Consider the following 20577-nt stretch of genomic DNA (forward strand, 5'->3'; position numbering starts at 1 on the left):
GCCACCGGCGGATCACTTCGGCGGCGTGCCATTGTCGGCGAGAACATCGCCGACAAGATAGAGCGAGCCGCCGATCAGGATGCGCGGCGGAGCCGGATCCTCATCGACCAGACTGGCAATGATCGTCAGCGCTTCGGCGACGGAAGAGACGGCCGAAGCCTCAAACCCGACAGCCGCGGCGTCAGTTGCAAGCGCCACCGGATCAAGGCCCGCATCCGAACCACGGATCGGAACGGTGAAGACCTGTTCGGCGAGATCCAGAAACGCCCGGAAGTAGCCGATCGGATCCTTGGTGTTGATCATGCCGATGATCAGGAACAAGGGGCGCGATTCGCGTTCTTCGAAGGTCGCCATCGCCTCGGCGATCACCTGGCCGGCACCGGGATTGTGGCCACCATCGACCCAGATTTCCGCATCGGCCGGGCCGTAGCGTGTAAGCTTGCCGCTCGTCAGGCGCTGTAGTCGCCCCGGCCACTCGACACTGGCAAGCCCCTTCTCGATCACCGCCTCCGAAACATCGAAGCCCGCGGCCCGCACGGCGCGAATGGCGGCGGCGGCGTTGGCGTATTGGTGACGTCCCGGCAGCTTCGGCAACGGCAGATCGGAGAGCCCGCTCCCGTCCTGATAGATGAGACGGCCGAATTCCTCATGCGCCATGAAGTCCTGGCCATAAACGAACATCGGGCAGCCTAGCCGCTCGGCGGTCGAGATCAGCACGTCGCGCGCGGCCTCTTCCTCCTGGTGGCCGATCACCACCGGGCAGCCGCGCTTCATGATGCCGGCCTTTTCCGCGGCGATCAGCTCCACCCGATCGCCCAGATAGGCCTGATGGTCGAGCGAGATCGGCATGATGACCGAAACGGCGGGTCGGGCAATGACATTGGTCGCATCGAAACGGCCACCGAGGCCAACCTCGATGATCGCGACATCCGCCGGATGCTCGGCGAAGAGCAGGAAGGTGACCGCGGTCAGGATTTCGAAGACTGTGATCTTTTCGCCAGCATTGGCTTCGGCCACCCGGCGCACGGCATCGGCCAGAACAGGGTCGCTGACGAGCCTCCCTCTTCCGCCCTTGACGCCGAGGCGGTAGCGTTCGTGCCAATTGACGAGATGCGGCGACGTGTGGACGTGAACGCTGAGACCGGCGGCCTCCAGGATTGACCGCGAAAACGCCGTTGCCGAGCCCTTGCCATTGGTGCCGGCGACATGGATCACCGGTGGCAGGCGGTCCTGCGGGTTGCCGAGCGCGGCGAGAAGCCGGGTGATCCTGTCCAGCGACAGGTCAAACCCCTTGGGGTGCAGGGCAAGGAGTTTTTCGATCTCATAGCCCGCTTCGCTGGCTTCCACCGCTGTCATCTCTCACCCCACCGCGACAAGCTCGACTGCCGAAACATCTCCGTCGCGCGGAGATGTTCATTTTTCGTGCGAAATTCCAGAAATCCGGCTCAGATTCTTCCTGGAACAGCCTTAAGCGCTTGCCGCGACCGGCAAAGCGGCCGGCTGCGTGCCGCCGTTGAGCTTCGAGGCTTCTGCCGGCTTCTTCATCAGGATCTTCAGGACCCGAGCGAGCGTCGACGGAAGATCATGGCGCTTGACGACCATGTCGATCATGCCGTGCTCCAGCAGGTATTCCGAGGTCTGGAAGCCTTCCGGCAGCTTCTCACGCAACGTCTGCTCGATCACCCGCTTGCCGGCAAAGCCGATTTCGGCGCCTGGCTCGGCCATGTGGATATCGCCAAGCATCGCATAGGATGCGGTGACGCCACCGGTCGTCGGGTTGGTGAGCACGACGATGTAGGGAAGGCCGGCTTCCTTCAGCATGTTGACGGCAACCGTCGTGCGCGGCAGCTGCATCAGCGACAGGATGCCTTCCTGCATGCGGGCGCCGCCCGATGCCGGGAAAATCACCAGCGGGCACTTCTCGGCGATTGCCCTTTCGAAGGCCTTGATGATCGCCTCGCCGGCCGCCATGCCGAGCGAGCCGCCGATGAAGTTGAACTCGTGCACGACGCCGACGAGCTTGACGCCCTGAACGCGGCCGAGGCCGGCGACGATCGTGTCTTCAAGCTCGGTCTTGGTGCGGCTGTCGCGCAGACGGTCGACATACTTCTTGGAATCGCGGAATTTCAGCGGGTCCTGAGCAACCTTCGGCTGCGGAAACGCTTCATAGATGCCGCCGTCGAACAGGTCCTTCAACCGCGCCTTGGCCGGCATCTTCATGTGGAAGCCGGACTGCGGGATGACCCACTTGTTTTCCTCGAGATCGCGGTGGAACACCATCTCGCCGGTTTCCGGGCACTTGATCCAGAGATTTTCCGGAACTTCCCGGCGGCCCAGCATCGAGTTGATCTTCGGCCGAACGTAGTTTGTGATCCAGTTCACTTAGTAACTCCTGAAGATTTCCTTCGGGTTGTGCGCGCTAATATAGGCAATTATTCGGCTGCTGCGAGGCGTGCGGACCGCACGCCTGCCGAGAGCCCTCTGACCAGCGCTTCAACACCCGGAACCGTCGCGTCCGTCGCCTTGCCCTCTTCGGTCAGGCTCGACGCGATCTGGTTGACGATCGCCGTACCGACGACCACGCCATCGGCGGATGCTCCGATGGCCCTTGCATGTTCCGCCGTCTTGACGCCGAAACCGACGCAAACCGGCAGGTTGGTGTGCGCCTTGATACGGCCGACGGCACCGGCAATCAACGACGGATCGGGCAGAGCCGAGCCGGTGATGCCGTTCATCGACACGTAGTAGACGAAACCGGAGGTGTTTTCGAGCACCTTCGGCAGGCGACGATCGTCCGTGGTCGGCGTCGCCAGGCGAATGAAGTTGACGCCCTTCTCAAGCGCCGGGATGCAGAGTTCGTCGTCCATCTCCGGCGGCAGGTCGACGACGATGAGGCCGTCGATGCCGGCGGCGAGCGCATCGGTCAGAAAACGGTCAACGCCGTAGATATAGATCGGATTGTAGTAGCCCATCAGCACGATCGGCGTGCTCTGGTCGTCTTCACGGAAACGACGGGCGATCTCGAGCGTCTTGGCGAGCGTCTGGCCGCCCTTCAGCGCGCGCTGACCGGCAAGCTGGATCGCCGGGCCATCGGCCATCGGATCGGAAAAGGGCATTCCCAATTCGATGACGTCGGCGCCAGCTTTCGGCAACGCCTTCATGATCGAAAGCGACGTCTCGAAATCCGGATCGCCGGCCATGAAATAGGTGACGAGGACCGGACGTCCTTCGGCCGCCACATCGGCAAATCTCTTGTCCATGCGTGCGGTCATGATCTTACTGCCCCATTCCCAGCAATTTGCCGACGGTGAAGATGTCCTTGTCCCCGCGACCGGAGAGGTTCATCAGGATGATCTCGTCCTTGCCCATCTTCGGTGCGCGCTTGATGACCTCGGCAAGCGCGTGCGACGGCTCGAGCGCCGGAATGATGCCTTCGAGGCGGGTCAGCGTCTGGAACGCTTCGAGCGCTTCGTGGTCCATGATCGGCACGTATTCGACGCGGCCGACATCATTCAGCCAGGCATGCTCCGGACCGATGCCGGGATAGTCGAGGCCGGCCGAAATCGAATGGCCTTCCTTGATCTGGCCGTCGCCGTCCTGCAGCAGATAGGTGCGGTTGCCGTGCAGCACGCCGGGCGAACCAGCGGTGATCGAGGCGCAATGTTCGTCGCCCTCGATGCCCTTGCCGCCGGCTTCGACGCCGACGATCTTGACGCTTTCGTCATCGAGGAACGGATGGAAGATGCCGATCGCGTTGGAGCCGCCGCCAACGGCAGCGACGACGAGATCCGGCAGCCGGCCTTCGGCAGCGAGCATCTGCTCCTTGGCTTCCTGGCCGATGACCGCCTGGAAATCGCGGACCATTTCCGGATAGGGATGCGGACCGGCAGCCGTGCCGATCAGATAATAGGTGTTGTCGACATTGGTGACCCAGTCGCGCAGCGCCTCGTTCATCGCGTCCTTGAGCGTGCCGCTGCCAGCCGTTACCGGCTTTACCTCCGCACCGAGCAGCTTCATGCGGAAGACGTTCGGCGCCTGGCGCTCGACATCGGTCGCGCCCATGTAGACGACGCAGGGCAGGCCGAAGCGTGCCGCAACCGTCGCCGAAGCCACACCGTGCTGGCCGGCACCGGTTTCGGCAATAATGCGCGTCTTGCCCATGCGCTTGGCAAGCAGGATCTGGCCAATGCAGTTGTTGATCTTGTGCGAGCCGGTGTGGTTCAGCTCCTCACGCTTGAAGTAGATCTTGGCGCCGCCGAGTTCGGCCGTCAGTCGCTCGGCGAAATAGAGCGGGCTCGGCCGGCCGATATAGTGGGCACCGAGATGTGCCAGCTCCGCCTTGAAGGCCGGATCGTCCTTTGCCTTGTTCCACTCGTCCTGCAGGTCGAGGATCAAAGGCATCAATGTCTCGGCCACGAAGCGGCCGCCAAAAATGCCGAAACGGCCGTCCTCGTCGGGACCGCCCCGGAAAGAATTCAACTTTGGCGCCTGGTTCACGTCCTGCTCCCTGACCGTGGCATGCCCGCCTCCGCCTGGCGAACGGCATTGAAAAACGATTCCATGAGCTTCAGATCCTTGACGCCCGGCGCGCTCTCGACGCCGGAGGAGATATCGATGGCCCGGGCGCGAGTCTGCACCATGGCCTCGCCGATGTTCTCGGCGTTAAGCCCACCGGAAAGCATGTAATCGACGCTTCCGTCAAGCGCATCGAGCAGCTTCCAGTCAAAGGAAACACCGTTGCCACCGGGCAAATCAGAACCCGCAGGCGGCTTGGCATCGAAGAGAAAGCGGTCGGCGAGGCCGACATAGGCGTCGATCTTTTCGAGGTCCGACGCTTCGCGCACCGAAAGGGCCTTCATGACAGGAAGGCCGTACATCGCCTTGACCGTCAGTAGCCGTTCCGGGTCCTCGCTGCCATGGAGCTGCAGGATATCAGGGTTGAGCGCCGAAACGATCTCGTCGAGCTCGTCGTTATCGGCATTGACCGTGACGGCGACGATCTTCGCCTGGCCGCGAATCCGGTCCGCCAGACGGCCCGCATCATCAGGCTCTATGTTCCTGGGGCTCTTGGGGAAAAAGATGAAGCCGGTATGGGATGCTCCGAGCGCGACAGCACGCTCAACCGCTTCCGCGGTCTTCAGCCCGCATATCTTCACTTCGGTTTTCATGAGAAGCGACCTTGCATGAAATGTCGCGCGAGTCGAGCCAAAAACCGACGCGCGAGGCCCCAGCCAGCGCCTCCGGCACGATGTCCCGACGGCCGTTGCGCCCCTTGCGCGGCAGGCGCGCTTTCACCATATGCATTTTACCACAATGGAGAGACTGATGCGCCTGTTGCTCGCGCTTATCCTGCCCTGGCTGCAGTTTTTCACCATCGGCCGTCCCTTTGCCGGCCTCATCTGCCTGATCCTGCAACTCAGCCTGATCGGTTGGGTTCCGGCGGCGATCTGGTCGGTCTATGCGCTAAGCCAATACAAGACCGACGAGAAGATCCGCGAAGCGCTGCGCTACCGCACATAACGCACGCACAGCCTTCGGGCTGGCTCAATCGAAGTCGATCGCGTGAAGCATCGTACCGTTGCGGCGAAGCCATCGCTTGGCATCGTCCGTATCCGGACAAAGCCTTCCACACAGCGCCCAGAAGTCCGGGCTGTGATTCATTTCCTGCAAATGCGCCACTTCATGAGCAGCGAGATAGGCGATGACCTTGGGCGGCGCCATGACGATGCGCCAGGAAAAACTCAATGCGCCATCGGCCGAGCACGATCCCCAACGGCTGCGCGTGTCTTTCAGCGACAGCGACTTTGCGCGCCGGCCGATGCGGCCGGTATAGATCGCCACCAGCCGATCGAGATCCTGGCGGGCTTCCTTCTTGAGGAAATCGACGATGCGCCGGTTCAGGTGCTCCTCGTCGCCGCTCACGCGCAGAACCGGTTCGTCGTCGATCACGATCGCTTCCGTCAGCCCGCGGCTCTTGCCGGTGCGCTCGATCCGGTGGGAAATGCCGCGGATCAGGATGGAGCCCCCCTCCTCGATCTGGCTCTCGCCGGAGAAGCGGGCAAGCTTCGTCATCAGCCAGCCCTGATGGCGATTGAGAAAGGCGTTGACCTCGCGCTCCGGCAGGCCCTGGGGGATCGTCATTTTCAGCGCCCGGCCGCCGGGCTCGATGCGCAGCGTCATGCGGGTCGCGCGCGCGTTCTGCTTAATCGTCAGCGGCAGGGACTTGCCGGCGACCTCGATCTGCCGCGTCGTGGCGGGTGGTGCAGGTTGAATGCGCCGCTTGAAGGAAGGGAACATGCAGGCTTTCTAACCGATTCGCGGGGCTTTCGCCTACAGGCGCGAGACGCGAACGGGTAATCCGGCGTTTCACATGAAACGCCGGAAGCATCATTGGATCAGTGAGCTTCGACAATCGGGCCGGAGCCGCCGTTCTTGCGGTCGCGCATGAAGCGGTCAAACTCTTCCTGGTCCTTGGCGCGGCGAAGCTCGCGCACATAGGTGTCGAACTCTTCGCGCATTTCGTCGAGCTTGCGGCGCTGTTCGTCGAGGCGCGCAAGTTCAGCTTCGCGCCAGTCGTCAAAGGCGACGTTGCCGGTGCGATGCGTCCAGTTGGAACGGCGACCGCCGCGCTTGAATGCCGAGCACATGCCATCCACCGTATCGTTGGCGTCTTTCTTGAACGTCTTGAGTTTTTCGCCGAACAGGATGTAGGCGAGCATGGCCAGACCCAGTGGCCAGAAGACCACGAAGCCGAGCACCATCAGGGCGATGGTCGCGGGCGTCCAATCCGGACGGATCATTGCAGATTGGTTCATCTTCAGGATTCCTCGCAATCATCCGGGCCGCCCATGCGACCCGATGAAAACGATGTGGGAAGGCGCCCTTGGCTCTGCAAGACGCCCTCCCCCGGAATCGGACAAACCCTTGACTCTACGCGGTCAAAACGGCACCGACCACGGGATCAGGCCGACTTGCCGCCCTTGATCAGTTGCTTCACCGGCTTCACGTGACGCGCGTGCTCCCGGTGGAAGGCAACGATGCGCGGCGCGATTTCGCGGCGGAAGCGCGAACCGTTGAAGACGCCGTAATGGCCAACATCCGGCTGCATGTAGTGCATGCGCATATGGTCGGGGATATTGGTGCAGATCGTCTGCGCCGCTTTCGTCTGGCCAACGCCGGAAATGTCGTCGTTCTCGCCTTCGACCGTGAGCAGCGCGACCTTCTTGATCGCCGTCGTATCGACGCGCTTGCCGCGATGCATCATCTCGCCCTTGGGCAGCGCATGCTGCATGAAGACCACCTGCACGGTCTGCAGGTAGAATTCGGCGGTCAGGTCCATAACGGCCAGATACTCGTCGTAGAAGTCCCGATGCTTTTCGGCCGCATCGCCGTCGTTCTTGACCAGATGGGCAAAGAACTCCTTGTGGGCGATCAGGTGCCGGTCGAGGTTCATCGACATGAAGCCGGAAAGCTGCAGGAAGCCCGGATAGACCATGCGCATGAAGCCCGGCTGCGGCCACGGCACCGGCATGATGACATTGTCGCGGAACCATTCGATCGGCCGCTGCTCGGCCAGCTGGTTGACGCCGGTCGGGTTGATACGGGTATCGATCGGTCCGCCCATCAGCGTCATCGTCGCCGGCGACAGCGGATCATCAGCCGCTTCCATCAGGGCGACGGCGGCGAGCACGGGCACTGCCGGCTGACAGACACCGATCACATGCGTGTTCGGACCCAGGTAGTGCAGCATCTGGATGACGTAGTCGATGTAGTCATCGAGATCGAAGGTGCCTTCGCTGAGCGGCACCATGCGGGCGTCGATCCAGTCGGTGATGTAGACATCGGAATGCGGCAGCAAGGCTTCCACCGTGCCGCGCAGCAGCGTCGCGTAGTGGCCGGACATCGGCGCAACCACCAGCACCTTCGGATCGGCGGCACGCCCCTTGGGCAGGGCACGCTCGAAATGGATGAGGTTGCAGAAGGGCGCGCGCCAGACAATGCGCTCGTAGACGGAGACAGACGCGCCGTCGACCTCGGTCGTTGGAAGTCCGAACTCCGGCTTGCCATAGCGACGCGTGGAACGCTCGAACACTTCGAGCCCCGCAGCGGCGGCACGACCGAAATAGGTGTGCGAGACGGGGTTCATCGGATTGCTGAAGGCAAGCCGCATGGCATCGGCAGCCGTACGCCACGGCGCCATCATGGCATGGTTCAATTCATAGAGCTGGTAGAACATGGGAAGCGTACCCCTTGGTTCAATCAACGACAACGCCGCTCCCGGTCGGACGCAAGCTTGCGATTGTTTGTCTTGGTGTCCGCAATCGCTGCCAGACTACCACTTTTCTTGTGCAGTGCAACAAATATACCCGTCACGCCTCGATACAAGGCCTGAGACCAGAATGAATCTGGATTCCTGACGATTTGCAAACGAGCTTGCCCGAAACTGGCGGTTTTCCGCTATTTTCGTGCGTTGAGAACCGATGCGGGGCATTTTTCAGGGAAAAATGGAGCGAATGTCAGATGCAGCCCCCTGCGGCAATGCAGCAAGGCCGCCCTCGCTCATGCAGCAGCCACCTTGACGATTGCCTTGACCAGACCCGCCTTTTCTTCTGCCCAGCGCGGAAGATCGGCCACCGCACCCTCCAGCGTCGTGCGATGAGTGATCAGCGCCTCGACCGGCACAAGGCCGGAAGCGATCGATGCGACGACATGATCGAAATCTTCGCGGGTCGCATTGCGGCTGCCGATCAGGGTCATCTCGCGCTTGTGAAATTCCGGATCGGAGAAGCGGATCTCGTCCTTCACGACGCTGACGAAGACCAGGGTGCCGCCATGGGCGACATAGGCGAAAGCGGCCTGCATCGAGCCACCATATCCAGTGGCGTCGAAGACAACGTCGAAGCCGTCCCCACCCGTCGTTTCGGCTATGCGTGACGCCATGTCGGCGCCCGCGACGATACCATTAGCGAAGCCGAGCTTTCGGGCAGCGAAGTCCAACCGCTCGGTGCTGGTATCGACGAGCGTCACATGATGGCCGGCGATGCGCGAGAAGATCGCCGTGCCCAGGCCAATCGGCCCTGCGCCGATGACCAGTGCCCGTGAACCGGCCTCTGCGGAGGCGCGACGGACCGCATGGGCACCGATCGCCAGGAATTCGACGGTGGCGGCCGCCTCCGGTGTGAGGTCATGTGCCGGATAAAGATTGGCCTCCGGCACGACGATCTCTTCACAGAAGGCACCATCGGTATGCACGCCGAGAACTTGAATGGCGGTGCAGCAGTTGGGTTTACCCTTGCGGCAGGCAACGCAGTTGCCGCAGGAAAGATAGGGGTTCACCACGACAGGCGTGCCGGGCGCGATCGTCGTGCCGCGGCCACCAGCAATCGCCGTTGCCGAGATCTCGTGGCCCATGACCCTGGGATATTCGAGGAACGGATGCTTGCCTGCGAAGATATGGTAGTCGGTGCCGCAGATGCCGACATGACTGACGGCGAGGCGCACCCAACCGTCAGGCACATTCTCAGCCGGCAGGCGGTCAACGACCTCCAAGTGGCCGGGTTCGAGGCAGAGCACGGCTTTCATGACAGTTCCCACGGAATGTTCGGTGTCGGCGCCTAGCGGGCGCTGCGGCGCCGGAGTTGGTCGAAATAGACGATGACGATGATCAGCACGCCGGTGATGATGCGCTGCCAGAACGAGTTGACGTTCAGGAGGTTCGCGCCGTTGTTGATCGTCGCGAGGATGAATGCGCCGAGCAGCGGCCCATGCACCGAACCGACCGCACCGAAGAGGCTGGTGCCGCCGATGACCGACGAGGCGATCGCCTGCAGTTCCCAGCCCTCGGCTTGCGTGGCGTTGCCGATGCCGATGCGCGAGGCGAGCAGCAGGCCGACGAAGGCGGCGCAGGTCGAGGAGAGGATGTAGGCGAGATAGATGGTGCGGTGGACGTTGACGCCGGAAAGTCGCGCCGCCTCGCTATTCGACCCAACCGCGAAGAGATAGCGGCCGAAGCGGCTCAAGTGCAGGAAGACATAGGCCGGGATCGCCACCACGATCACCATCCAGAACAGGCTTGGCACACCGAGGAAATCCGCACGCGAGAAATTGGTGAAGGCCTCATTGGTGATCGAGATCGTCGAGCCGTTGGTGATCAAGAGGCCGATACCGCGGAGCGAAGTCAGGGTCGCGAGCGTGATGATGAAGGGCGGCAGCCCCATGCGCACGATGCCGAAGGCATGGAAGGCGCCGATCAGCACCCCGAAGGCGAGCGTCAGGATGATCGCGGCCCAGAGCGGCATGCCGGCCGCAAGCAGCCATGCCACGATGACGCTGGTGAAACCGACCACGGCGCCGACCGAAAGGTCGATGCCGGCGGTGATGATGACGAAGGTCTGGCCGACCGCAAGAATCGCGGTCATCGCCCCCTGGCGCAGCAGGTTGCTGATGTTGTTGGGCGTCCAGAAACTGTTGGTGGCCAAGCCAAGCAGCAGCCAGAGGAACAGGAGCAGCCCCAGCAGGGTGAGGCCGAACAGAATGCTTACGCCCTTGCGTGGCGCCGCACTGGCGCCGCTCTCCACCGTTTCCGCACTCATCGTCTTCCTCCCTGCATCCCTCAGTTTGTTTTTATCGGTTCAAACGCCAATCGCCTGCGTCAGCACTTCCTCGTGGCTCGCGGCGCGATAGTCGTGGCTCGCAACGAGCCGGCCGCGCCGGAACACGTGCAGCCGATCCGCAAGCTCGTAGACCTCGGGCAGATAGGACGAGATCAGGATGATGCCCGCCCCGTTTTCCAGGAGTCGCGCGAACAGGCGATAGATCTCCGCCTTGGTGCCCACATCGACGCCGACGGTCGGCTCATCGAAGATGAAAAGCTTGGCGCCATGGCTCAGCCACTTGCCAATGACGATCTTTTGCTGGTTGCCGCCCGACATGGCGGAAGCGAGAACACGGCGCGACGGCGTCTTGATCTTCAGGTCGCGGATCTGCCGGTCGGCATTCTCCCGCTCCTGTTGGCCGTTAATCGTCAGGCCGCGCGTCAAGCGGTTAAAGACCGGCAGGTTGATGTTGAGGCCGATCGGCAGGTTGAGACACAGGCCCTGATCGCGGCGGCTTTCCGGAGCCAGCGCAATGCCGAGATCCATCGCCGTGCGTTCGCTGGCGATCTCCACCTTGCGCCCCTGCCAATAGACCTCGCCGGCGCTCGGGCGATGTCGGCCATAGAGGCCGAGCGCGAACTCGCTGCGTCCCGCTCCGATCAGCCCGTAAAGGCCGACGATCTCGCCTGCCCGAACGGTCAGCGATACATCCTGAAAGCCGGGACCACTCAGACCTCGCGTTTCGACGATGACGTCACCCGGCGGAAAATGCTCCTTGTGGTAGATCTGCTCGATCGTGCGGTTGATCATCAGCGCGATCAGCTCCGCCTCGTTCGTTTCGCCGATCTTGCGGGTCCCGACATGGGTGCCATCGCGCAGCACCGAGACGCGGTCGGCAAGCTCGAACACTTCCTCCATGCGGTGGCTGATATAGACGATGGTCACACCCTCCGCCTGAAGTCTGCGGATCAGGCGAAAGAGCTGCGCCGATTCCTGCCGCGTGAGATAGGCGGTCGGCTCGTCGAAAATCAGGAATTGTGTGCCGCGCATGGCAGCGCGTGCGGTGGCGACGAGTTGCTGCTGACCGATCGTCAGGCTGCCGAGCACGGCGCCTGCCGGCAGGTTGAAGCCGAGATCATCGAGCACGCGCTGGGCCGCATCGGTCATGGCGCGTTTTCGCATCAGGCCGTTACGATTGATTTCGTCGCCGAGAAACATGTTGGACGCCACCGTCAGGTGGGCGCAGAGCACGACTTCCTGGTGCACGGCGTTGATGCCGCGTTCGATCGCCTCCTGCGGCGTACCGAGCTGGACGGGTTTGCCGCACCAGAAGATTTCACCCGACGTGCGCTTGATGACGCCGGTCAGAAGCTTGATCAGCGTCGACTTGCCGGCGCCGTTCTCGCCAACGATCGCGTGAATTTCACCGGAGAGAAAGGTCAGCGACGCCGGCTTCAAGGCTTCCACGGCGCCGTATTTCTTCTGCAGCACGCGCAATTCCAGGATCGGCTCGCCCTTCGGAACCGGATGGCGTGTTGCCACCTGCAGGCCTTCGGTCCTGACGTCGCGCGCCTCTTGCAACTCGGTCATCTGCGCATTCCTCCCATCGCAGAGATCGCTTGCGACCGGTCCTCGTTCCCGGTCGCAAGCGGGTGCGGCAGGCTAGACGCCCGCCGCAGCCGTTGTCACTTGACCTTCGGGTTCAAGAGAGCGTCGATCTTCGGCTCGGCCATGTTGGCCTTGGTCACCAGATTGGCGCCGGTATCCACGTTCGCCTCGACCTTTTCCTTCTTCGAGACCGCGAGCGCTGTCTTCACGCCATCATAGCCCATGCGGTAGGGATCCTGAACGACGAGACCGGCCAGAACGCCTTCCTTGAGGAAGCCGACCGTCTTGTCGTCGCTGTCGAAGCCGATCACCTTGATCTTGTCGCCGAGCTTGTTTTCGGCAATCGCCTGGCCGACGCCCTGCGCCATGATCAGGTTGGACGCAAACACGCCGACAAGGTTGGGATTGGCGGTGATCAGGTCGGTCATGATGTTGAGGCCGGTGGTCGCCTGACCGTCGGCATATTTGTCGACGACGACCTTGAAGCCCGGATACTTGGTCTTGACCTGATCGAGGAAGCCTTCGCGGCGCTGGTCGAGCGAGCCGACGCCCGGAAGGCTGGTGATGATGGCGATTTCGCCCTCTTCCTTGCCGCTCATTTCCTTGACCGCCGCAGCGAGTCCATCGGCAGCGATACGGCCGCCCTGGACGTTGTCGGTGGTGAGGAACGAAGAGAAGGCCTTCGAGTCGGCACCAGAGTCGATGCCGATGATCGGAACGGCCTTCGCCGCCTCATCGATCGGCTTGCCGAGCGCCTTGAATTCCGTCGGCGAAATGACGACAGCAGCCGGCGCGCCGGCGACCGCGTTCTCGAGAATGCTGATCTGACCGTTGATATCGGACTCGGATTGAGCGCCGAGTTCCGGTACATTGACGCCCAGGTCCTTGCCAGCGGCGCGCGCGCCGGCCAGCACGATCTGCCAGTAGAAGGACGTGGTGTCCTTGACGATGATCGGGATCGTCACGTCCTGCGCGAAGGACGCGACCGGCGACATGCCGGCGATCATCGCGGCACCGGCCAGGGCCGTGAAGGCGCGACGGGTAAGACTGCTTTTCAGAATGCTCATCCCAGGTTTCTCCTCTCAGTGCACCGTGTTCCACTTCTTGGAGATCGATCGCAGGTGCTGGCTTATCGACCTTTTATCGATAAAAAACATATACGAATGCTAGTACGACAATTCCGGCTTGGCAAGCTGCCGGAACAGCATTTCAGGCCGCGGGGCGACCTCCACCCGCTAGACCCGTACCGGCTCGTCTCCGAGTTCCGGCGCGATCAGCGTGAACGGTTCAAACGCCGCGAAATCGGACGCGGAAAACCTGAGTCCAGCGAGCGCCATGTTGCGCTTCAGGCTCTCCGGTTTGGCGGTGCCAAGCAGCACCGAAGCGACCCTGGGATGACCGAGCGGAAACTGCATGGCGGGTGCGGCAAGCGGTACGTTCATACCGCGGGCGACCCTCTCCATGGCGCCTACCTTTTGCCGGATATCTTCCGTTGCCGGCATGTAATCGAAATGCGCCCCCTCGACCGGGCCCGTCGCCAGGATGCCCGAATTGAAGACCCCGCCGACAATGAGCGAAGTCTGCTTCTTCTCGCAGACCGGCAGCAGTTCGGCGACGGCCGAACGGTCGAGCAAGGTGTAACGACCGGCCAGCAGGATGCAGTCGATATCGGCCTGGCGCATGACCTCAAGACAGACCGGCACCTCGTTGACGCCGAGACCATAGGCGGCGATCGTTCCCGAGGCCTTCAACTCCTCCAACGCCTTCAGGCCACCCTCTAGCAATTGCCGCAGGTAAACGGCATTGCGGGCGGCACCATGGGTATAGACGCCGATATCGTGCACATAGAGGATGTCGATGCGGTTGAGTCCCAGCCGGGCGTAGCTGAACTCGACGGAGCGCATGATGCCGTCATAGCTGTAATCGTACTCGACGTCGAAATTGAGCGGCTTCACGTAGGAGTAATCCGGCACCTTGTCTTCGGGCACCGGATGCAGGAGACGTCCGACCTTTGTGGAGAGGACGAACTGTTCGCGCGGCTTGTCGCTGAGGAAATCGCCGACCCGGCGCTCGGCAAGCCCGAGCCCGTAATAGGGCGCCACGTCGAAATAGCGCAGACCCGCGCCCCAGGCAGCGTCCAAGGTCGCGATTGCCGCGTCACGGGTACACTCGCGATAGAGCCCACCGAGGCCGGCGGCACCAAAGCTAAATTCGGTGACCGATAGTTCGGTTCGACCGATCCGTCTCGTCTGCATTCCCCGTCTCCTCCTCCAAAAAGGATGCCAGTCGTTCCGTATTTAGAGGGTTGCCCCCAGATGCCAGGGCACGAACTCATTGTCGCCGTAGCCGAAAAGCTCGCTCTTGGTCTTGCGGCCAGAGGCGGTCTCTACGATCAGGTCGAAGATCTCCCGGCCAAGCCCGGCAATGCTCGCCTCCCCCGAAGCGATCACGCCGCAATCGATATCCATATCCTCTTCCATCGCCCGGTAGAGCGCCGTGTTGCTGGTGAGCTTGATCGACGGCGCGGGCCGACAGCCGAAACAGCTGCCGCGACCGGTGGTAAAGGCAATGACATTGGCACCGCCGGCGACCTGGCCGGTGGCCGATACCGGATCGTAGCCAGGGGTATCCATGAAGACGAGCCCACGCTCGGTGACCCGCTCGGCGTAGCGATAGACGGCGTTCAGCGGCGAGCGGCCGCCCTTGGCGACGGCGCCGAGCGATTTTTCGAGGATGGTCGTCAAACCACCGCGTTTGTTGCCCGGCGAAGGATTGTTGTCGAGCGAAGCGCCATGCATCGCCACATAATTTTCCCACCAGGAAATCAGGCCGTCGAGTTTCACCGCCACCGCCTCATTTACCGCCCGGCTGCGCAGCAGATGCTCGGCGCCATAGATTTCAGAAGTCTCCGAGAGGATTGCGGTGCCGCCCGCTGCGGCAAGGATATCGACGGCCGCGCCGAGCGCCGGATTGGCGGTGATGCCCGAAAGCCCATCCGACCCGCCGCATTGAAGGCCGACGATGATCTCGCTCACGGGGATTGCGACACGGCGCTCCTTGCCGACTTCGGCTGCGATTTCCTCGAGAATGCCCAGCGCCTTTTCGGCGGAACGACGCGAGCCCCCGGCCTCTTGGATGTTGAAATGGCGTTTTTCCGCGCCAGCGCCGCTCTGGCCATAGAGCGTCAACTGGTTCACCTCGCAGCCGAGGCCGACCATCAGCACGCCGCCGAAATTGACGTGGCGGGCATAGCCGGCGAGCGTGCGGTGCAGGTTGGCCATGCCGTCGCCGGTTGACGACATGCCACAGCCCTGATCGTGCACGATCGGCACGAAACCGTCGATACCCTCATATCGCGGCAGAATGCGCCGGTTCGCCTCCTCGGCGATGGCACGACAGACCGTGGTGGAACAGTTCACGCTGGCGACGACACCGATATAGTTTCGCGTCGCTGCCCGGCCATCACCTCTTCGATAGCCCATGAAGGTGCGCGCCCTGTCGGCATCGCTTGCCACTTCTGGCGCTCCCTGCGGGCTGATCGCCAAGCGGTCCTTGTCGAAGGCGAGGTTATGGGAGTGCACGTGGTCGCCCGGCGCAATATCGGCGGTCGCCCGGCCGATCGCCTGAGCATATTTGACGACAGGCTCTCCGGCGCGGATCGGACGGATCGCGATCTTATGACCGGCATCGACCTTCGCTGCGGCAAGAACATTGTTCGGCAGGGCATCGCCAGCGGCAATCGCCAGCGTCGCCACGACAACATTGTCCTCAGGTGCGAGCAGGATGGTGGACGGCGCAGACACCGATCTCTCCCTAACTGATTTTTGTTCTGTCTTTTATCTACAATAGACAGATTGCCGTCAATGGGTATTATAGCGAAAACGTCGGCCACCACGCCGGGCCAACGATCGAAGTGCGGGAGAAGCAGGGATGATGACGACAGACGGAGACAAAACCGGATCGTCGCGATAGAGGAGCGTCGCTGACAGACGCAGACAATTTCGAACCGGCCGGATCTTGCCATGGCAAAACAGAACACCGTCTTCAAGGATGCCTATAACCGCTGCCTGAAGCTCCTGGCGGACACATCCTCCCTGCCCTCCGAGCCGGAACTCGGGCAGGTTCTCGGCGTCAGCCGCACGACGGTGCGCGCGATCCTCAGCCGCTTCGAGGAACTGCAGCTGATCGCCTGGGACAAACGAAAAAAGAACGTGCTGCGGCAGCCCCGCCCCGACGACTACTTCCCCACGGAAGAGACCGATTCACTCGCCGAAATCATCGAGCGCAGTTTCATGCGCCGGATTCTCGCCGGCGGTGCAGAGCCCGGCATGCAGATCAACGAGTTGGAACTGGCGCGGGACATTGGGACCGGCACGACCAGCGTGCGCGAATTCCTGATCCGCTTCAGCCGCTTCGGCCTGATCGAGAAGCGGCCGAACAGCCACTGGATCCTGAAAGGCTTTACCCGAGAGTTCGCGCTGGAACTGACGGAAGTACGAGAGATGTTCGAGCTGCGCTCAGCCGCACGCTTCGTCTCCTTGCCTGACGACCATCCCGCCTGGGCAGAGCTTAGGGAAATCGAGACCCTGCACCGCGATATCCTCGCCGACATCGACAACCGCTACCGGGAGTTCTCCGAACTCGACGAGCAGTTCCACCTATTGGTGCACAAGGCATCGAGCAACCGGTTCATCGTCGATTTCTACGACATCATCGCAATCGTCTTCCACTATCACTACCAGTGGAACAAGACGAATGCCCGCCAGCGCAACGCCCGCGCATTGGAAGAACACCTCGCCTATATCGAAGCGTTGCGCTCGCACGATCCCGCAAAGGCCGAACACGCCTGCCGCCGGCATCTCCAGTCGGCGCGCGAAACTCTTCTCCAATCCATTCCATAGCCAGCTATCGGGGCAGGACATGACGACGCCGATCGTACAATTCGGAACAAGCCGCTTTCTTCAGGCGCATGCCGACCTCTTTGTCAGCGAGGCGTTGAAGACGGGAGAGGCCGTAGGACCGATCACGATCGTGCAGACGACCGGGTCCAGCGAACGCTCCGGCCGTCTTGCAGCGCTTGCCCGTCCCGAAGGCTTTCCCGTCATCATCCGCGGCATCCGGGCTGGAGCGCAGATCGATGAGACGCAGCAGGTGACCAGTGTGTCGCGGGCGCTTTCGACCGCCGAAAACTGGAGCGAGGTCCGGGCGATTGTCGCCGAGGATGCCGAAATCCTGATCTCGAATACCGGCGACACGGGCTACCAGATCGGCGAGGACGATCTGACAACGGAAGTTCCCCGTTCCTTTCCGGGCAAGCTGCTTTTGCTCTTGAAGGCGCGCTTCGACGCGGGCGGGCGTCCCCTGACGATGCTTCCCTGCGAACTCGTGTCACGCAATGGTGACGTGCTGAAGGCATTGATGCTGCGTCTCGCGGCGGAGCGGATCGGAAACAGCGCCTTTATCGACTGGCTGGGCAAGGACGTCGTCTGGGCCAACACGCTGGTCGACCGCATCGTCTCCGAGCCGCTGGAGCCTGCCGGTGCGATTGCTGAGCCCTATGCGCTCTGGGCGATCGAGAACCAGCCCGGGCTACGGCTCCCTTGCATCCATCCGTGCGTGAAGCTCGTGGATGACCTGACGCCCTACGAGAAGCTGAAACTTCACATCCTCAATCTCGGCCATACGGTCTTGGCTGATCTCTGGCTCAGGGAAGGCCGTGACGCGAACGAGACCGTTCGGGAAATCTTGGCCGACGCCGGCATCGCCGCGCGGCTGGACCGCATCTATCGATCCGAAGTGATCGCGGCTTTCGCGGCAAAGCGCCTGGAGAGCGAAGCGGAAGACTATGTTGCCGCGACGCTGGAACGCTTCAGAAACCCGTTCCTCGACCACCGTTTAGGCGATATCGCCAACCACCATCGCGAAAAGATCGAGCGTCGGATCGCCGACTTCCGGCGCTGGAGCCCGAGCGTAACCATGCCCGAGCTCACAGCGATCTGCGATCAGTAGCCGGATTCCTGCTTCTTCGGAGCCGACGTCGCCTCGCCGAGAAACTCCTGGCGCAGTGTAGTCGTCGCACGCACGAGCGAGGTGACATCCGTGCCGATCGCCATGAAATCAGCGCCCATCTCGCGATAGTCTCGTGCCTGCTCGAGATCGAGCGTCATGATGCCCCGCGCCTTGCCGGCCTTCTTGATGCGCTCGAACGCATCGGCGATCGCCGCACGCACCTCCGGATGCCCTGGTTTACCAAGATAGCCCATGTCGGCTGCCAGGTCGGAGGGGCCGATGAAGAGGCCGTCGACGCCATCGAGTGCGGCAATCTCATCGATCGCAGCAAGACCTGCCCGGCTCTCGATCTGCAGGATCAGGCAGATTTCGTCGCCGGCGGTCTGGAGATAGTCGCCGATGCGACCGAATTGCGAGGCACGCCCGAGGGCAGCCCCGACGCCGCGAACGCCATGCGGCGGATACCGGGTGGCACGCACCAGCTGCTGTGCTTGCTCCAAGCTCTCGACCATCGGGATCAGCAGGGTTTGCACGCCGGTATCGAGGATCTGCTTGATCAGCACGGTATCGCCAACCGGCAGGCGAACCATCGGATGGCTCTTCGATGCGGAGACGACGCGAAACTGCGCCGACAGCAGCGGAATGTCGTTCGGCGCGTGCTCGCCGTCGATCAGCAGCCAGTCATAGCCGCTGCCGGAAACCACTTCGGCGGCATAGGGGCTGGCAAGCGCCACCCACAGCCCTAGCTGGAAGCGGTTTTCGCGCAGAGCTGCTTTAAAGGGGTTCTTCGGTGCCGGCATGGTCGTCTCCTCCTGCAATGCGACGGGACGAGTGATGCCTCAATCCCGCAATCACGAGATTTCTACCGGCAAAGAAAAAAACCGGCCAGAACTTTCCAGCCGGTATTTCAGATTGGGTACCGTATCTTACGCAACGCCGCCGAGGCAGACGTACTTGATTTCGGTGAACTCCTCGATGCCGTAGCGCGAGCCCTCGCGGCCAAGGCCCGAAAGCTTGACGCCGCCGAACGGCGCTTCCGCCGTGGAGATCAACCCGGTATTGACGCCGACCATGCCGTATTCCAGCGCTTCGGCGACGCGGAAGACACGGGCGAGATCCTTGGCGTAGAAATAGGAGGCAAGGCCGAATTCGGTGTCGTTTGCCTGTTCGACCACATCCGCCTCGTCGGTGAAGCGGAAGAGCGGAGCGACCGGCCCAAAGGTTTCCTCGCGCGCAACCGCCATCGCCTGGGTGACGTCGGCCAGAACCGTCGCCTCGTAGAAGGTGCCGCCGAGCGTGTGGCGCTTGCCGCCCTGGATCACCCGCGCGCCCTTGGCTGTGGCGTCAGCAATGTGTTCTTCCACCTTTTCCAGTGCCGCCTTGTCGATCAGCGGGCCGAGGATGACGCCTTCATCGAGACCGTTGCCGATCCTCAGCTTGGCGACCGCCTTGGCGAGCTTGTCGGAGAAGGCGTCATAGACCTTGTCCTGGACATAGATGCGGTTGGCGCACACGCAGGTCTGGCCATTGTTGCGGAACTTGGCGATCAGCGCGCCTTCGACAGCCGCGTCGAGATCGGCATCGTCAAAGACGATGAACGGCGCATTGCCGCCGAGCTCAAGGCCGAGCTTCTTGATGGTGCCAGCGCTCTGGCGATAGAGCTCGGCGCCGACCTCGGTCGAGCCCGTGAACGTGAGCTTGCGCACGACCGGGTTGGAGGTCATTTCGGCGCCGATCTCGCGGGCCGAGCCGGTAATGACGCTGAAGAGGCCCTTAGGCAGGCCGGCGCGTTCGGCAAGAATGGCGATCGCGATCGCCGAGAACGGCGTCTGGGCCGCTGGCTTCAGCACCATGGCGCAGCCGGCCGCAAATGCCGGGCCGGCCTTGCGGGTGATCATCGCATTGGGGAAGTTCCACGGCGTGATCGCCGCGACGACGCCGATCGGCTGCTTCATGACCAGGATGCGCTTGTCGGGCTGATGGCCGGGGATCAGGTCGCCATAGATGCGGCGGCCCTCTTCGGCGAACCATTCGACGAAGCTTGCACCATAGACGATCTCGCCGGTGGCTTCCGCCAGCGGCTTGCCCTGCTCCAGCGTCAGGATGCGGCCGAGGTCTTCCTTGTTCTCGATCATCAGATCGAACCACTTGCGCAGGACCCCGGCGCGATCCTTGGCCGTGCGCGCGGCCCAGGTCTTCTGGGCCAGACGCGCCGCCTCGATCGCAGCCTTGGTCTCCTTGGCGCCGAGCCGCGGCACCCGGCCGATGATCTCACCGGTCGCCGGATTGTTCACCTCGATCGCGTTCGCCGCGTCCGCCTCGATCCACTCGCCACCCACGAGCGCTGCCTGGCGAAACAATGATG

The 20577-nt window shown here is 62.4% G+C and carries 19 protein-coding genes; 3 read left to right on the plus strand and 16 right to left on the minus strand.

Annotated features, from left to right (window positions below):
• Positions 1 to 12 precede the first annotated feature (12 nt).
• The 5 genes from I8N66_RS18760 to I8N66_RS18780 all read right to left on the minus strand — a co-directional run bounded on the left by I8N66_RS18760 (position 13) and on the right by I8N66_RS18780 (position 5168).
• Positions 13 to 1356 carry a folylpolyglutamate synthase/dihydrofolate synthase family protein gene (locus I8N66_RS18760; RefSeq protein ID WP_291156513.1) on the minus strand — a complete coding sequence of 448 codons (1344 nt, stop codon included), beginning with the start codon at positions 1354 to 1356 and terminating at the stop codon, positions 13 to 15.
• A 111-nt stretch (positions 1357 to 1467) separates the two neighbouring features.
• Complete coding sequence (gene accD, locus I8N66_RS18765) at positions 1468 to 2382, minus strand: acetyl-CoA carboxylase, carboxyltransferase subunit beta (protein WP_113538261.1); 915 nt, start codon at positions 2380 to 2382, stop codon at positions 1468 to 1470.
• A 50-nt stretch (positions 2383 to 2432) separates the two neighbouring features.
• On the minus strand, positions 2433 to 3272 hold the full coding sequence (gene trpA / locus I8N66_RS18770; RefSeq protein WP_113538262.1) for a tryptophan synthase subunit alpha: 840 nt from the start codon (positions 3270 to 3272) through the stop codon (positions 2433 to 2435).
• 4 nt (positions 3273 to 3276) lie between these two features.
• On the minus strand, positions 3277 to 4497 hold the full coding sequence (trpB, locus tag I8N66_RS18775; protein ID WP_113538263.1) for a tryptophan synthase subunit beta: 1221 nt from the start codon (positions 4495 to 4497) through the stop codon (positions 3277 to 3279).
• Positions 4494 to 5168, minus strand: a complete 675-nt coding sequence (locus I8N66_RS18780) for a phosphoribosylanthranilate isomerase (RefSeq protein WP_291156520.1) — start codon at positions 5166 to 5168, stop codon at positions 4494 to 4496. The genes trpB and I8N66_RS18780 overlap by 4 nt, the downstream gene beginning before the upstream one ends.
• A gap of 157 nt (positions 5169 to 5325) precedes the next feature.
• Between I8N66_RS18780 and I8N66_RS18785 the strand changes: the two genes are divergently transcribed.
• Positions 5326 to 5520: a YqaE/Pmp3 family membrane protein gene (locus I8N66_RS18785; RefSeq protein WP_291156523.1), complete on the plus strand. Its 195-nt coding sequence runs from the start codon at positions 5326 to 5328 to the stop codon at positions 5518 to 5520.
• Between the two features lie 24 nt (positions 5521 to 5544).
• Here the strand turns inward: I8N66_RS18785 and I8N66_RS18790 are convergent, their stop codons facing one another.
• The 9 genes from I8N66_RS18790 to I8N66_RS18830 form a co-directional block, all read right to left on the minus strand.
• Complete coding sequence (locus tag I8N66_RS18790; protein WP_291156526.1) at positions 5545 to 6297, minus strand: M48 family metallopeptidase; 753 nt, start codon at positions 6295 to 6297, stop codon at positions 5545 to 5547.
• A gap of 98 nt (positions 6298 to 6395) precedes the next feature.
• A complete protein-coding gene (locus I8N66_RS18795) occupies positions 6396 to 6815 on the minus strand; it encodes a DUF2852 domain-containing protein (protein WP_113538267.1) in 420 nt (139 codons plus the stop codon).
• A gap of 146 nt (positions 6816 to 6961) precedes the next feature.
• Positions 6962 to 8236 (minus strand): polyhydroxyalkanoate depolymerase, encoded by a 1275-nt coding sequence (gene phaZ, locus I8N66_RS18800; RefSeq protein ID WP_113538268.1) that lies wholly within the window; start codon positions 8234 to 8236, stop codon positions 6962 to 6964.
• Positions 8237 to 8559: 323 nt separating this feature from the next.
• Positions 8560 to 9582 (minus strand): zinc-binding alcohol dehydrogenase family protein, encoded by a 1023-nt coding sequence (locus I8N66_RS18805; RefSeq protein WP_291156529.1) that lies wholly within the window; start codon positions 9580 to 9582, stop codon positions 8560 to 8562.
• 32 nt (positions 9583 to 9614) lie between these two features.
• Positions 9615 to 10592, minus strand: coding sequence for an ABC transporter permease (locus tag I8N66_RS18810; RefSeq protein WP_223725962.1), 978 nt, complete (start codon positions 10590 to 10592; stop codon positions 9615 to 9617).
• A 39-nt stretch (positions 10593 to 10631) separates the two neighbouring features.
• A complete protein-coding gene (locus tag I8N66_RS18815; RefSeq protein ID WP_291156533.1) occupies positions 10632 to 12185 on the minus strand; it encodes a sugar ABC transporter ATP-binding protein in 1554 nt (517 codons plus the stop codon).
• 95 nt (positions 12186 to 12280) lie between these two features.
• Entirely contained in the window at positions 12281 to 13270 is a 990-nt protein-coding gene (locus I8N66_RS18820) for an ABC transporter substrate-binding protein (protein ID WP_034801640.1), read from the minus strand.
• A 168-nt stretch (positions 13271 to 13438) separates the two neighbouring features.
• Positions 13439 to 14458: an aldo/keto reductase gene (locus tag I8N66_RS18825; protein ID WP_291156540.1), complete on the minus strand. Its 1020-nt coding sequence runs from the start codon at positions 14456 to 14458 to the stop codon at positions 13439 to 13441.
• A gap of 42 nt (positions 14459 to 14500) precedes the next feature.
• A complete protein-coding gene (locus I8N66_RS18830) occupies positions 14501 to 16006 on the minus strand; it encodes an altronate dehydratase family protein (protein ID WP_291156543.1) in 1506 nt (501 codons plus the stop codon).
• A gap of 219 nt (positions 16007 to 16225) precedes the next feature.
• Here I8N66_RS18830 and I8N66_RS18835 point away from each other — a divergent pair, with 219 nt between their 5' ends.
• Positions 16226 to 17104, plus strand: coding sequence for a GntR family transcriptional regulator (locus I8N66_RS18835; RefSeq protein WP_223725958.1), 879 nt, complete (start codon positions 16226 to 16228; stop codon positions 17102 to 17104).
• A gap of 19 nt (positions 17105 to 17123) precedes the next feature.
• A complete protein-coding gene (locus I8N66_RS18840; RefSeq protein ID WP_291156547.1) occupies positions 17124 to 18212 on the plus strand; it encodes a mannitol dehydrogenase family protein in 1089 nt (362 codons plus the stop codon).
• Here I8N66_RS18840 and hpaI read toward each other — a convergent pair.
• Positions 18206 to 19012 (minus strand): 4-hydroxy-2-oxoheptanedioate aldolase, encoded by an 807-nt coding sequence (hpaI, locus tag I8N66_RS18845; RefSeq protein ID WP_291156550.1) that lies wholly within the window; start codon positions 19010 to 19012, stop codon positions 18206 to 18208. The two genes, I8N66_RS18840 and hpaI, sit on opposite strands and share 7 nt — an antisense overlap.
• A gap of 126 nt (positions 19013 to 19138) precedes the next feature.
• Positions 19139 to 20577: NADP-dependent succinate-semialdehyde dehydrogenase (gabD, locus tag I8N66_RS18850; protein ID WP_291156553.1), on the minus strand; the 1439-nt coding region annotated here is incomplete at its 5' end.

This window comes from Ensifer sp. SSB1, assembly GCF_016652895.1.
Lineage (GTDB): Bacteria > Pseudomonadota > Alphaproteobacteria > Rhizobiales > Rhizobiaceae > Ensifer.